This is a genomic window from uncultured Pigmentiphaga sp. (assembly GCF_937950555.1).
GTDB lineage: Bacteria > Pseudomonadota > Gammaproteobacteria > Burkholderiales > Burkholderiaceae_B > Pigmentiphaga.
In genome coordinates this window covers 25,643-38,524 of the sequence record NZ_CALFCW010000072.1, presented here as the reverse complement: position 1 = coordinate 38,524, position 12,882 = coordinate 25,643, and the positions used below count along the sequence as shown (strand labels likewise).

The 12,882-nt window shown below is 64.5% G+C and carries 10 protein-coding genes; 6 read left to right on the top strand and 4 right to left on the bottom strand.

Annotation, left to right across the window (positions count from 1 at the left end; translation table 11 throughout):
• Positions 1-82: 82 nt before the first annotated feature.
• The gene (locus Q0319_RS18030; protein ID WP_296470845.1) at positions 83-1,303 is read left to right on the top strand and encodes an alpha/beta fold hydrolase; all 1,221 of its coding nucleotides are present in this window, start codon (positions 83-85) and stop codon (positions 1,301-1,303) included.
• Positions 1,304-1,401: 98 nt separating this feature from the next.
• Positions 1,402-2,157, top strand: coding sequence for an IclR family transcriptional regulator (locus tag Q0319_RS18025; RefSeq protein ID WP_296470850.1), 756 nt, complete (start codon positions 1,402-1,404; stop codon positions 2,155-2,157).
• Between the two features lie 33 nt (positions 2,158-2,190).
• On the opposite strand, the gene Q0319_RS18020 is transcribed toward Q0319_RS18025, so the two are convergent.
• From Q0319_RS18020 to Q0319_RS18005, 4 genes are all read right to left on the bottom strand, one after another.
• Positions 2,191-3,882 (bottom strand): TRAP transporter large permease subunit, encoded by a 1,692-nt coding sequence (locus Q0319_RS18020; RefSeq protein WP_299454914.1) that lies wholly within the window; start codon positions 3,880-3,882, stop codon positions 2,191-2,193.
• Complete coding sequence (locus tag Q0319_RS18015; RefSeq protein WP_296470681.1) at positions 3,882-4,508, bottom strand: TRAP transporter small permease subunit; 627 nt, start codon at positions 4,506-4,508, stop codon at positions 3,882-3,884. The genes Q0319_RS18020 and Q0319_RS18015 overlap by 1 nt, the downstream gene beginning before the upstream one ends.
• Before the next feature lie 106 nt (positions 4,509-4,614).
• Positions 4,615-5,703 (bottom strand): TRAP transporter substrate-binding protein, encoded by a 1,089-nt coding sequence (locus Q0319_RS18010; protein ID WP_299454911.1) that lies wholly within the window; start codon positions 5,701-5,703, stop codon positions 4,615-4,617.
• Positions 5,704-5,907: 204 nt separating this feature from the next.
• Positions 5,908-6,345: a hypothetical protein gene (locus Q0319_RS18005; RefSeq protein ID WP_296470676.1), complete on the bottom strand. Its 438-nt coding sequence runs from the start codon at positions 6,343-6,345 to the stop codon at positions 5,908-5,910.
• A 201-nt stretch (positions 6,346-6,546) separates the two neighbouring features.
• Here Q0319_RS18005 and Q0319_RS18000 point away from each other — a divergent pair, with 201 nt between their 5' ends.
• The 4 genes from Q0319_RS18000 (at position 6,547) to putA (ending at position 12,796) form a co-directional block, all read left to right on the top strand.
• Entirely contained in the window at positions 6,547-7,431 is an 885-nt protein-coding gene (locus Q0319_RS18000; protein WP_296470673.1) for an oxygenase MpaB family protein, read from the top strand.
• 61 nt (positions 7,432-7,492) lie between these two features.
• The gene (locus Q0319_RS17995; RefSeq protein WP_296465502.1) at positions 7,493-8,215 is read left to right on the top strand and encodes an MBL fold metallo-hydrolase; all 723 of its coding nucleotides are present in this window, start codon (positions 7,493-7,495) and stop codon (positions 8,213-8,215) included.
• A 167-nt stretch (positions 8,216-8,382) separates the two neighbouring features.
• Positions 8,383-9,072 carry a metallophosphoesterase gene (locus Q0319_RS17990; RefSeq protein WP_296465500.1) on the top strand — a complete coding sequence of 230 codons (690 nt, stop codon included), beginning with the start codon at positions 8,383-8,385 and terminating at the stop codon, positions 9,070-9,072.
• On the top strand, positions 9,059-12,796 hold the full coding sequence (gene putA / locus Q0319_RS17985; RefSeq protein ID WP_299454906.1) for a trifunctional transcriptional regulator/proline dehydrogenase/L-glutamate gamma-semialdehyde dehydrogenase: 3,738 nt from the start codon (positions 9,059-9,061) through the stop codon (positions 12,794-12,796). The genes Q0319_RS17990 and putA overlap by 14 nt, the downstream gene beginning before the upstream one ends.
• Positions 12,797-12,882 lie beyond the last annotated feature (86 nt).

Sequence of the window (12,882 nt, the reverse complement as noted above, 5' to 3'; positions counted from 1 at the left end):
ATGCTCGCGCCCGCCCGGGCCCTCCCCCAGCGGGCGGCCCGGGCGCGCGTCAAGCATCATGATTCTTTCCGGAGACCGCAACATGTCCATGCCCCCCAAGCACGAATTCGACCGCATTCCCGTCATTCTCCAGTTCAGAGAAACGGTCGAGATGGTCGAGACCTACGGCTTCAATGGAAGCCAGGGCTACACCGTCCTCGAAGGGCAGCGCCTCGTGCCGAAAAACGCGCCGTCCAAGGTCGTGTTCCTCTTCATGCATCCCGCCACGACGCTACAACTGTTGCCCATGCCTGTCGCGCTGGCCGAAGCTGGCCTGCACGTGCTGTGCGGCGGCAGCCGTTATGCCAAGAACGACTCGGCGTTGATCATGGAAAAAGTGGCGGCGGACATGGGCGCCTATGTGCGCTATGCGCGCGAAGAGCTCGGCTACGAGAAAGTCGTGTTAGTCGGTTGGTCGGGCGGCGGGGCGCTCTCCCTGTTCTACCAAGCCCAGGCCGAAGAGCCGACGATTACGCATACGCCTGCCGGCGACCCCTACGACCTGACACAGGCCGGGCTCACTCCCGCGGACGGCATCATCTTCATCGCGGCGCACCTGAGCCGCCCCGAGACGCTGACCGAGTGGATGGATCCTTCGCTGCGCAACGAGCTCGACCCGGACGACCGGGATCCCGAACTCGATATCTATTCGCCCGATTGCCCGAACAAGCCTCCTTTCGACCCGGCCTTCGTCGCACACTTCCGCGCGGCCCAGCTGGCGCGGAACCGCCGCATCAGCAACTGGGCGCTGGAGATGCTGGACAAACTCAAGCGTTCTCCGCAAGGTGAACGCGAACGGGGCTTCGTCGTGCACCGCACGATGTGCGACGTGCGCTGGATAGACCCCACGATAGACCCCAACGGCCGCAAGCCCGGCTGGTGCTACCTGGGCGACCCGCGCGTGGTCAACTCCGGCCCGGTCGGCCTGGCTCGCTTCAGCACCCTGCGCAGCTGGCTTTCGCAATGGTCTTACGATCATTCCAACATCAAGGGACCGGTCAATGCAGCCCGCATCCGGCGCGTTCCGGTGCTGCAGATCGAAAACGAGGCCGATGACGCGGTGCCCGCCACCCACAACCCGATCATCCACAAGGCACTGGGCACGCCCGACAAGGAGTTCGTGCAGATCCATGGCGCCACCCACTACTATCTCGGCCAGCCCAAGCAGCTTGCGGAGTGCATTTCGACCATCATCGATTGGACCCGCCGCAAGATCACGCCGGATTTCGCAGTGTCGAGCGCGGCGCCGGTCGAGGCGAAATGAGCCATCGCCCGGACGGGGATTGATTACCATTGAGGCGCCGAACGCCCCCTTGGGGGCGCCGGCGCTTCATTTTCCGTGAGCATCGATCCCGCCCTTCCATGTCACAGTTCGCAAAAGTGCTCAAGGTCCTGGATTTGTTCTCCGAGGACCGAACCACCCTGGCCGCCGAGGAAATCGCCGACTTACTCAACGTATCGCGGCCCACCGCCTTCCGCTACGTCAAGCAGCTCTGCGAGACCGGGCTGTTGGCCAAGCTCGCCGGCCGCTACGCGCTCGGCGCGAAAATCATCGAACTGGACTACCGAATCCGGCGCTCCGAGCCCATCCTGCAGGCCAGCCGGCCTAGCATGAAGGAGCTCGCCCAGCGCACCGCGATGACCGTCGTGCTATGCAACATCTACGGCGATGAGATCGTGCACAGCCACCACGAGCTCGGCGGCGAGCTGGCCCCCATGAGCTTGGACCGGGGCCATACCATGCCTCTTTTCAAGGGGGCTTCGTCCGCCGTCATCCTCGCCAATCTTCCCGCCTCGCGCCTCAAGCGCCTCTACGAACGCAACGCGACGCATCCCGACTTGCCCGAAGGCATCCGGGACTGGGCGTCATTCGCCAAGCATTACAGGCGCATCCGCAAGGAGGGGCATTACATCTCGCGCGAAGAAATCGACCCCGGGCTCGTTGGCATCGCTGCCCCGATTTTCAACGACGGACAGCACGTCGTGGGGGCGATTACGCTCGTCTACGAGAAAGGACGGGAAAAACTGGTCAACGAAGAAGGCTACGCGGAACTCGTGCGCAGCTGTGCGGCGACGATCACCGAAAAAATCGCCGCCGCAGCGGAACGGACTAGTTGAGGCGGCCGGACTGCCGGCCGCCTCCCCTTTGCCTCACTTGAAATCGAGAGTCGGATCACGCCCGTCCTGGCCCGGACCATAGGCGCCGCCGCTGCCATAGCCGTCGCCGTAGGGATTTTCGACTTCGATCTTGACGGTGTTGGGGTCCACGCCGGTATGGTCGGCCTTGTAGTGCGTGACCAATGACGGGAAGACCATGACCGCCGCCACCATCAACAGCTGGATGACGATGAAGGGTATCGAGCCCCAATAGATCTGGCCGGTCGTGACCTTGGCGACGCGCTTGCCGGTCACCTTGTCGGTATAGTCATCCTTCGGCGCCACCGACCGCAGGTAGAACAGGGCAAAGCCGAACGGCGGATGCATGAACGAAGTCTGCATGTTGACCGCGAGCAGCACGCCGAACCAAATGAGATCGATGCCCATTTTTTCCGCCACCGGCCCCAGCAGCGGCACGATGATGAATGCCAACTCGAAGAAGTCGAGGAAGAAGGCCAGCAGGAACGTCAGGATGCTGACCACGATCAGGAAGCCCCATTGACCGCCCGGCACGGAGGTCAGCAGGTGCTCGACCCACAAATCGCCGCTCACGGCACGGAAGGTCAGGCCGAACACGGTGGAGCCGATCAGGATGAACACGACGAAGCATGACAGCTTGGTCGTGGTGTCCATGGCCTGCTTGAGCAGGTTCAAAGTCAACCGCTTGCGGACCAGGGCCATGGCGATGGCCCCCACTGCCCCCATGGCGCCCCCTTCGGTCGGCGTGGCGACGCCGATGAAGATGGTTCCCAGCACGAGGAAGATCAGGAACAGCGGCGGGATCATCACGAACGTGACCCGCTCGGCGAGCGCGGAGAGCCATCCGAGGCGCAGCCACTTATTGGCCAGTGCGATGACGAAGGCGGAAAGCCCCCAAATCAGCAAGGTAACGACGATGCGCTCATCCACCGGCGCGGTCTCGTGCTCGAGATACCGGCCGGCAACGACCGCGATCACAGCCGAGATCACCATCAACACCAGCAGCGACCGCCCGCCCCGCGTGCCGTTGGGCTCCTGGAACCGGCGGGCTTCTTCCGGCAGGGCCGGGGCGCTCGACGGCTTGATGAGCGAAACCAGGACGACATAGAGAATATAGACGGCGGCCAATAAAAAGCCCGGCAGGATGGCGCCGCGATACATGTCGCCGATGGAGCGCCCGAGCTGGTCGGCCAGGATGATGAGCACTAGCGACGGGGGGATGATCTGCGACAACGTGCCCGAGGCGGCAATGACGCCAGTCGCGAGCGGCCGGTTGTATCCGTAGCGCAGCATGATGGGCAGAGAAATCAGCCCCATGGAAATGACCGAGGCCGACACGACGCCGGTCGTGGCCGCCAGCATGGCGCCAACCACCACGACCGCGATCGCCAGTCCGCCCCGGATGGAACCGAACAATTGCCCGATGGTCTCGAGCAAGTCCTCGGCCATGCCGGATCGCTCCAGCACCAGCCCCATCAATGTAAAGAAAGGTATGGCTAGCAGTGAGTCATTGGCGATGATGCCGAACACCCGTTGGGGCAAAGCCTGGAAGAGAACCGGGGTAAGCAACCCCAGCTCGATGCCGATCAGCCCAAACAGCATGCCGTTTGCAGCCAGTGCGAACGCCACCGGAAATCCCAGCAGTAGGAAGATCACCAGGTTGGCGAACATGATGGGCGCCAAATTGGCAGTCAGGAACTCAGCCATTAGCGCGCCTCCCCAGCAGCCGCGCGTGCCGCGGCCGCTTCGCGGGCTTGCGCTTCACGGGCGATTTGTTCGGCCAGCTCCTCTTCGGCAGTCTTGGCCCGGTCGCGCTCCCGTGGATCCGGCCCCTTGCCCAAGAGGAACGCGATGCACTTGATCAGGTGCGACAGCCCGGCCAGCACCAGCAGGAAGAATCCGACCGGAATCAGCAACTTGACCGGCCAGCGTATCAACCCCCCGGAATTCGACGACATCTCGTTCGTGACGTAGGAGTCGACGAACACTGGCCAGGAGAGCCACATGATCAACACGCACGCGGGCATCAGGAAGAAAATGACGCCGAGGATTTCTATCCAAATCTGCGCGCGCTGCGAGAGCTTCTGTGCGAGGATGTCCACCCGCACGTGCTCATTCTTCAATAGCGTATAGCCAGACGCCAAGAGAAAGATGGCGCCGAACAAATACCACTGCAATTCCAGCCATGCGTTGGAACTGGTATGGAGAACCTTGCGCACGGTGGCGTTGCCCGCACTGACCAATACCACCACGAGGGTGAGCCACGTGACGGACTTGCCGACAAACGTGTTGAGCTTGTCGACCAGGCGGGAAAAGGCTAGTAGAGCATTCATGGTTGTGCCTGATGCTGAACAAAAAACGCCCGGCACCGGGGCCAGGCGAACGATTCCGGCTTCCGGGGCGTGACAGGCATTTGTGGACTGTCACGCTACCCTGGGATTAGCTGCGAATCGTGGACATGTAACCGTCGAAATTGCCTTCGGCCACGCGGAACCACGGCAGTACGTCGCCACGGAAAGCGACCATGCTGTCGTAGACCCGCTTGAACTCGGGGCTCTTCGCGCTCATTTCCGCATACAGCTTCGTGGCCTCGTTGTAGCAGGCGTCCATCACGGACTTGGGGAAGGCCCTCAACTGGGCGCCCTGGGAAACCAGGCGGCGCAGCGCGGCAGGGTTCTCCGCGTCGTACTTGGCGATCATGTCGTTGGTCGCCGCGGCGCAGGCTTGCTCCAGGACCGCCTGGTAGTGCTTGGGCAGCTTGTTGTAGGCATCCTGGTTGACATAGAGGGAAACCTGCAACGTGCCTTCCCACCAGCCCGGGTAGTAGTAATGCTTGGCAACCTTGTGGAACCCGAGCTTTTCATCGTCATAGGGGCCGATCCATTCCGCGGCATCGATGGTGCCCTTCTCGAGCGAAGGATAGATGTCGCCTCCCGCGATCTGCTGCGGCACGACGCCCAGGCGTGACAGCACCGCCCCGGCAAATGCGCTGACCCGGAACTTCAGGCCCTTGAGGTCGTCGACCGACTTGATCTCCTTGCGGAACCAGCCCCCCATCTGCGTTCCCGTATAGCCGCACGGAAAGTTGACGATGTTGTACTTCTTGAAGACCTCGCGCAGCAGCTTCAGGCCGTCCCCGTGGCGCATCCAGGCATTCATCTGCCGCGTGTTCAAGCCGAACGGCACGGCGGCATCGAAGCTGAGGACAGGGTCTTTGCCGTAGTAGTAATACGAAGCTGTGTGGCCGCACTCGATCGTCCCGTTTTGGACGCTGTCGAGCACCTGCAGGGCGGGAACGATCTCACCTGCGGGAAATACGCGAATGGTGAACTTTCCTCCGGTTGCCTCCGAGACGTACTTGGCCACGGCCTCCCCACCGCTGTAGATGGCGTCGGCGCTGCGAGGGAAACTCGAGGCAAGCCGCCACGTAACGGTAGGCGAATCCTGGGCGAATACCGGTGCAGAGAGCGTCGCCCCGCCCACGGCGGCGCCCACGGTTGCCTTGGTCAAGAAGGAACGGCGATGCATATGCAGTTCTCCTGGGATTTTGCTAGGGAATCCCCCGAGTGGCACCATGCAAAAGGTGCAACCAAAAGTGCCACCCTTGGGTAAGGCGAACACATAATACTGGCCGGATAGAGTCATCCGGCCCTGCGGTAAACCCTAATTCACCGGAAAGTGAATCCGCAGACGCACGACGTCGACGGCCCGCCTTTTCCCTATGCCCCGGTATTACCGCAACAGCCGGCTCCCGGTTCGATTCGACCCGGATCGATCTCCCGTCCCCGAAGCGTCGGTGCCCGTCGACCGATCCCTGCCGGTAGCGGGCGGCTGGCCGGCAGAGGGATCCTTGGTGCCCGGAGCGATCCCTCCCTGGTCGGCGGGACGGTCGCCGGTGCGTCCCTGCGCCGTGCCGGGCGACCGGTCGGCTCCGTCGCCGCGCGGGCCGGGCTTGCCTTCGGTCGATCCGCTTTGACGCGCATTGCCCGACGCGCCGGACGGCCCTGCGTTCGAGATGCCGCGGGTCGGGCCCTCGGCACTCGTTCCGCTAGGCTGGTGACTGCCGCCGCTTTGGCCCGGGCTGGCGCCGGAGCCGGCCTGCGCGAGGGCAGCCGGCACGGCCAGGATGACGGAGGACAAGAAAACGATTTGCAGCATCGGTTTGCGCATGGCGTACTCCCTGGTGACACCTGCACACAGCAGAATCCGTTCCCGAGACGAGGCTCCACGCCGCGACACCGCGCGATCGAGGTGGCAGCCTAAACCACCAGGCCATTTGCTCACCTCGCGTTTTTCGAGTCCAATGGCCGCCGGCACCCTGGCGGCAACCGCCGCCTCCCGCGCATGGCGCCCGGACGTCCCCGAACCACGATGATTCGCAAGCGCATCGAAGCACAAATACTCGGCCTGACCGGCCTCGCCCTTGGCGGCGTCGATTTCGAGAATCCGCCCGGAGATCCCGGGCTCTTCGGCCCAAACTCGATCAGTTGGCAGGTACACAGCGATTTCACGTCCATGCTCATCGGCGGCGTCGCGGCGCTGCTGATACAGATGCTGCACCCGCTCGCGCTCGCCGGCGTCTGGGATCACTCCAATTTCCGGCGCGACATGCTAGGCAGGCTGCGCCGCACCGGGCAATTCATATCCGGCACCACTTATGGCAGCACGGCCGATGCCGAACGGCTCATCGCGCGCGTGCGCGACATCCACGAGAATGTGCGCGGCGTGGCGCCTGACGGACGGCCTTATCACGCGAACGATCCCGATCTGCTCACCTGGGTGCACGTAGCAGAAGTCAGCTGCTTCCTGGCCTCGCATCTGCGCTACCGCAACCCGCATCTACCGGAAGCCGACCAAGACCGCTATTACGACGAGATCGCTCTGATCGCTTATCGGCTCGGGGCGCGCGACGTGCCGCGGTCGAGGAAGGAAGTCGCAGCCTATCTCGAGCGGATGAAGCCCCAGCTGGTCTGCGACGAACGTACCCGCGAGATTGCCGACATCCTGTTATCGAATCCTCCCGCGGTGAGCCCATGGGCCCAGCCTGTCAGCAAACTCATGCTGCATGCGGGCGTAGCACTTTTGCCCGATTGGGCCGCCGACATGCTGGCGCTACAAAAACCTGTTTGGCAGCGGCGGGCGATCGAATTGGCGGTCGGCCGCGTGGCACCCGTGCTACGGTGGGCGGTCCGCAATGGCTCGGCCCATCGGGCCAAGCGCAGGATGGGCCTGCTTCCGCCCAATCCCGACCTTTGACGCCGGTGCGCCGAGCACATAACATATTCTTCTAGAGAATTAGCTTATTTCTTATTGAAATATGATTTTCCGCCAGTTCTTTGACGACGCATCGAGCACCTATACCTACCTGCTCGCCTCCAGGGCAGGCGGCGAGGCATTGATCATCGATCCTGTCAAAGAACGCCTGGACCATTACCTGCAGGCAATCCGGGAGCTGGAGCTGCGCTTGGTGCACGCCATCGACACCCACACGCACGCCGACCACATTACGGCGTTGGGAGACCTGCGGGACGCCACCGCGTGCACGACGCTCATGGGCGAGCGCTCGCGCGCCGAATGCGTTTCCCGGCGCGTCCAGGACGGAGAAATCCTGCGGATAGATGGCATCGAGCTCCAGGCGGTTTACACGCCGGGCCACACGGACGAGTCCTTTAGCTTCGTGCTGGATCCCCAAGCGCCGAAAGCCGTTTTCACGGGAGACGTGCTGCTCATCCGCAGCACGGGCCGGACGGACTTCCAGGGGGGCGACGCCGAGCGCTCGTGGGAGTCCATCGTCGGCCGCCTGTTTGCCCTGCCGGACTCCACCATCGTCTATCCGGCTCATGACTACAAAGGTTGGACGGCATCGAGCATCGGAGAAGAAAAACGCCACAACCCCCGCATCGCGGGCAAGACCAAGTCTGAATACGTGGCGATCATGCGCAACCTGAAGCTTCCGCACCCCCGCCTGATGGATGTCGCCATTCCTGCCAACCTCGCCTGCGGTCAGCCCGAGGGCCCGTCCAGGCCAAGCGTGCACTGAGGCCGTCGACCAAACCCGGGCGGGGACAAGCGCAGCGCAGGCGTGCCGCACACCGCGCTTGGTCTCTTGCCATCGCCCCCCGATTCCCACTCGCGGGCATATGCGCGAGCCAGCGAGAGAGGACAGGCATATCATTGTGATGTCCAGGGGTTCGGTGCAGCTTCCCCATGTCCGCCTATCTCGTCCGCTTTGCCCGTAATGATTGCGGCCGCGATTTCGCGGTTGGAGACATCCACGGCCATTTCACCCGCCTGCTGGCAGCCCTCGAAAGCGTGGGGTTCGATCCGCGCGTGGATAGGCTCTTCAGCGTGGGCGACTTGGTCGACCGCGGCCCCGAATGCGAACAGGCGCTGATGTGGCTGGGGCAGCCGTGGTTCCATGCCGTCCGGGGTAATCACGAAGACTTCGCCATCCGCTATGCCGCGGGTCATCCGGTAGACGTCGGGATTTACTTGGCCAACGGCGGGGAGTGGTTCATCGCGCTGGATCCCGCCCTGCGTTCCGACTATGCACGGAGTTTTGCGCAACTGCCCTTTGCCGTGGAGGTCGAGACTTCTCGGGGCCCCGTAGGCATCGTTCACGCAGACTGCCCCGTCCGCGACTGGCGCCACCTCCCCCTGGCGCTTCGATTGCGGCGCACGGCACGGGACCACACCATCTGGGCCCGCGAGCGGCTGCAGCGGAAAGATGCGAGCAGCGTTGCCGGCTTGCGCGCATTGGTGGTGGGGCATACGCCCGTCGCCTCGCCCACGGTATTGGGCAACGTTTTCCACATCGATACTGGCGGGTGGACGCCCGACGGACGTTTCACGCTGCTGAACCTCGAAACGCTGGAGGTGGAAAATGATGCGCACTGAAACCTCCGCCCAGCCCTTCGCCGCGCTGCGATCTCAAGTCCTTGAGCAATCGGGTGCGCGGGCGGCAATCACGGCCGACTATCGACGCGCCGAACCGGAAATGGTGCAGGAGCTGCTGGACGAAGTCGGCGACCTGCGTGCAACGCCGTCCGTCCAGGACCTCGCGCACCGGCTCGCATCCCGGCTTCGTCCCAGCGAGGAAACCCCAGCCCCGGCCGGCATCGCGCAAATGCTACTGCAGGAGTTCTCGCTCTCTTCGGACGAGGGCGTGGCGCTGATGTGCCTGGCCGAATCCATTCTCCGCATCCCGGACGCGGCCACCCGGGACGCGTTGATACAGGACAAAATCCGGCGCGGGCGCTGGTCCGCCCACCTCGGCCACAGCCCCTCCCTATTCGTCAATGCCGCGGCCTGGGGGTTGTTGATAACGGGCCGCGTATACGAGGCCCGCCACAGCTCGGGCCTGCACGCCGCGCTCGCCCGGCTCATCGGCAAGGGCGGCGAGCCTCTCCTGCGGGCCGCAGTCAACGGGGCCATGCGCCTGCTCGGAGAGCAGTTCGTGGCCGGCCACACTATCGAAGAAGCACTCGAACTGGCGCGCGAACGGGAAAAACGGGGCTACCTGCACTCCTACGACATGCTGGGCGAAGCGGCCGTGACCGAAGAGGACGCGTACCGCTACACGCGGTCCTACGCACAAGCCATCCATCGCATCGGCCAGCAATCGCAAGGGGGAACACCCTACGACGGCCCGGGCATTTCGATCAAGCTCTCCGCACTCCACTCTCGCTATGCGCGCAGCCAGCGGGGCCGCGTCATGGACGAACTCTACCCCCGGCTCCTTGCGCTCGCGCGCAGCGCGTGCACTTACGACATGGGGCTGAACATCGATGCCGAAAAGGCGGCGCGGCTGGACGTATCCCTGGACCTGCTCGAGCGGCTCTGCACCGAGCCCGACCTCGCCGGCTGGAACGGCCTCGGCTTCGTAGTGCAGGCTTATCAGAAACGCAGCCTGCGCCTCGTCGAGCATCTCATCGCCCTGGCCCGCGCCCATGGGCGGCGACTGATGGTGCGCCTTGTCAAAGGCGCGTATTGGGACGCCGAAATCAAGCAGGCGCAACTTCACGGCCTGGACGACTACCCCGTCTATACCCGCAAGCCCCATACAGACCTCGCCTATCTCGCCTGCGCCCGGAGACTGCTGGCAGCGCCCGATGCGGTGTTTCCGCAATTCGCCACGCACAATGCGCTCACGTTGGCCAGCATCTATCACCTCGCGCGCCCGGAGCGATTCCGCCCCGGCCAATACGAGTTCCAGTGCCTGTACGGCATGGGTGAAGCGCTCTACGACCAGGTAGTCGCCCCCTCGCACCGGGGAGGGTTGGAACGGCCTTGCCGCATTTACGCACCCGTCGGACCGCACCACACGCTGCTCGCCTATCTCGTGCGCCGGCTGCTCGAGAACGGTGCCAACACCTCGTTCGTCCATAGGATCGCCAATCCCGGCCTGCCCCTGGACACCGTGCTAGAGGATCCCCTGGATGCGCTGCACGAAACCGATGGCGGGGTCGGCGCTCTCCACCCCGGCCTGCCGTTGCCCCGTCACCTCTACGGCCCCGCACGGCTGAATTCCCGCGGCGTGGACTGGTCGAACGAAGCCTGTTTATCCGCGCTCGCGCACCAGCTGGCCGGCGGGCCGCCTGGCCCCTTCATCGCCGCGCCCATGCAGCAAGGCGGCGTCCCACACCGTACCGCGCGCGAGATACGTAATCCCGCCCTGGCGACAGACCTGGTTGGACACGTGTATGAGGCGACGCCCGCCGAGGTCGACGCGGCGCTCGAAGGCGCAACCCACGCCTCGCGGCCATGGCAAGACGTCTCCGCGGCGGCACGAGCGGCGCTGCTGGAGGGCGCAGCCGATCGGATCGAGCGCGACATGGCCGACTGGATGGCTGTGCTGGTGCGCGAGGCCGGCAAAACGCTGCCTGCTGCGGCTGCGGAAGTGCGCGAAACCGTCGATTTCCTCCGCTACTACGCTGCCGAGGCGCGCACGGCCCTTCATGGTGTTCCCCACCGCCCGTGGGGCGTGGTGGCCTGCATCAGCCCCTGGAACTTCCCGCTGTCGATCTTTATCGGCCAGATTGCTGCGGCGCTCGTGGCAGGCAACGCGGTCGTGGCCAAACCGGCAGAGCAAACGCCCTTGATCGCGGCGCGTGCGGTAGCAGAGCTTCGGAAAGCGGGAATCCCCCGCGGTGCGCTGCAACTGCTGCCCGGCCCCGGTGAAACCGTGGGTGCGCAGCTGGTGTCCGACCCGCGGGTGCAAGCCGTGCTATTCACCGGCTCGCTGGAAGTTGCCGGGAGAATACGCGCCAAGCTCGCGGAACGTCTCGCCGAGGGCGGCCACGCCATTGCCTTCGTCGCGGAAACGGGCGGCCTGAACGCCATGATCGTCGATTCGTCGGCCCTACCAGAACAAGTCGTGGCCGACGTGATGGAATCCGCCTTCGATGGAGCTGGACAACGATGCTCGGCGCTGCGGCTGCTCTGCGTGCAAGAAGACGTGGCGGACGCAGTGCTCGCCATGTTGCGCGGAGCCATGAGCGAATGGCGCGTCGGCCGCCCCGACCGGCTCGACACCGATGCCGGGCCGGTGATCGATCGCAACGCGCGTGAAGCGATCGAAGCCTACATCGCCGCCATGCAGGCTGCCGGGCACCGGGTGTTCAGGCGATGCAGCATGGACGCCTCCGAATGCCAGGCCGGCCACTTCGTCGTGCCTACCTTGATCGAGCTCGACCATCCTGGTCAACTGGCCCGGGAAGTCTTCGGACCGGTGCTCCACGTGGTGCGGTATGCAGCGCAGGCGCTCGACACCCTGCTCGACGAAATCAACGCTTTCGGGTACGGCCTGACGCTGGGGGTGCACACGCGCATCGATGACACCATCGAACGCGTAGTGGCTCGCGCACGAGTCGGCAACATCTACGTCAACCGCAATATGATCGGCGCGGTCGTCGGCGTGCAGCCTTTTGGGGGGGAAAATCGCTCGGGCACGGGTCCCAAAGCGGGTGGACCGCTATACGTCCCGCGCTTATTGGCATCCGCGCCGCGGGATGCCGGCCTGCGGATCTTTCATGAGCAACCGCGGGCGCCGGCGTGGCTTTTTCCGCGACTGGCAGAAAATCCCGCGCTGGCTGCGCTGAAAGGGTGGGCCGTACAACGCGGCATGCCGGAGCTGGCGGCTTGCTGCGAGGCGTTCGAAGCCCGTGCAGCCTCCTTGGCCGCCGTCAGGCTTCCCGGCCCCACTGGCCAGTTGGACGTCTACGCACTTTGCCCCCGGGAGACCATCCTATGCATGGCAGACGACGAGTCCGACAGGCTGTGCCAGCTGGCTGCCGTGCTCGCGACCGGGGCCTTCGCACTCTGGCCCAGCGAAACCCGCGCCCGATCGATGCACGCTGCGCTGCCTGCTCCCGTCTCCGGGCGGATCCGGCTCGGCGATCCCGCGTCGTCCCGTTTCGAAGCCGCACTAGTACATGCCCTGGGCGAACGGCTACGTTCCATCCTGCTCAAACTCGGCGAGTCGCAAAACGCCGTAGTGCCCCTCGTAGACCTCTCCCCGGGCGAAGCGAACATTCCGCTCGAGCGCTTGTTCGTGGAGCGGGCTGTCAGCATCAACACCGCCGCCGCAGGAGGCGACGCTGGACTGCTGGCCTCAGCGTAAACGACGCCCCCGGGCTGCGACCGAGCCCCACGGCCGCAGGATGCCCCGCTCCCGACCGATGCGGCTTGCACTTTGTTGCAGCTCGC

Excerpts from the sequence above, each read along its gene's own strand:
- Q0319_RS18030 (WP_296470845.1), top strand. The coding sequence starts at position 83 with ATGTCCATGCCCCCCAAGCACGAATTCGACCGCATTCCCGTCATTCTC.
- Q0319_RS18025 (WP_296470850.1), top strand. The coding sequence starts at position 1,402 with ATGTCACAGTTCGCAAAAGTGCTCAAGGTCCTGGATTTGTTCTCCGAG.
- Q0319_RS18020 (WP_299454914.1), bottom strand. The coding sequence starts at position 3,882 with ATGGCTGAGTTCCTGACTGCCAATTTGGCGCCCATCATGTTCGCCAAC.
- Q0319_RS18015 (WP_296470681.1), bottom strand. The coding sequence starts at position 4,508 with ATGAATGCTCTACTAGCCTTTTCCCGCCTGGTCGACAAGCTCAACACG.
- Q0319_RS18010 (WP_299454911.1), bottom strand. The coding sequence starts at position 5,703 with ATGCATCGCCGTTCCTTCTTGACCAAGGCAACCGTGGGCGCCGCCGTG.
- Q0319_RS18005 (WP_296470676.1), bottom strand. The coding sequence starts at position 6,345 with ATGCGCAAACCGATGCTGCAAATCGTTTTCTTGTCCTCCGTCATCCTG.
- Q0319_RS18000 (WP_296470673.1), top strand. The coding sequence starts at position 6,547 with ATGATTCGCAAGCGCATCGAAGCACAAATACTCGGCCTGACCGGCCTC.
- Q0319_RS17995 (WP_296465502.1), top strand. The coding sequence starts at position 7,493 with ATGATTTTCCGCCAGTTCTTTGACGACGCATCGAGCACCTATACCTAC.
- Q0319_RS17990 (WP_296465500.1), top strand. The coding sequence starts at position 8,383 with ATGTCCGCCTATCTCGTCCGCTTTGCCCGTAATGATTGCGGCCGCGAT.
- putA (WP_299454906.1), top strand. The coding sequence starts at position 9,059 with ATGATGCGCACTGAAACCTCCGCCCAGCCCTTCGCCGCGCTGCGATCT.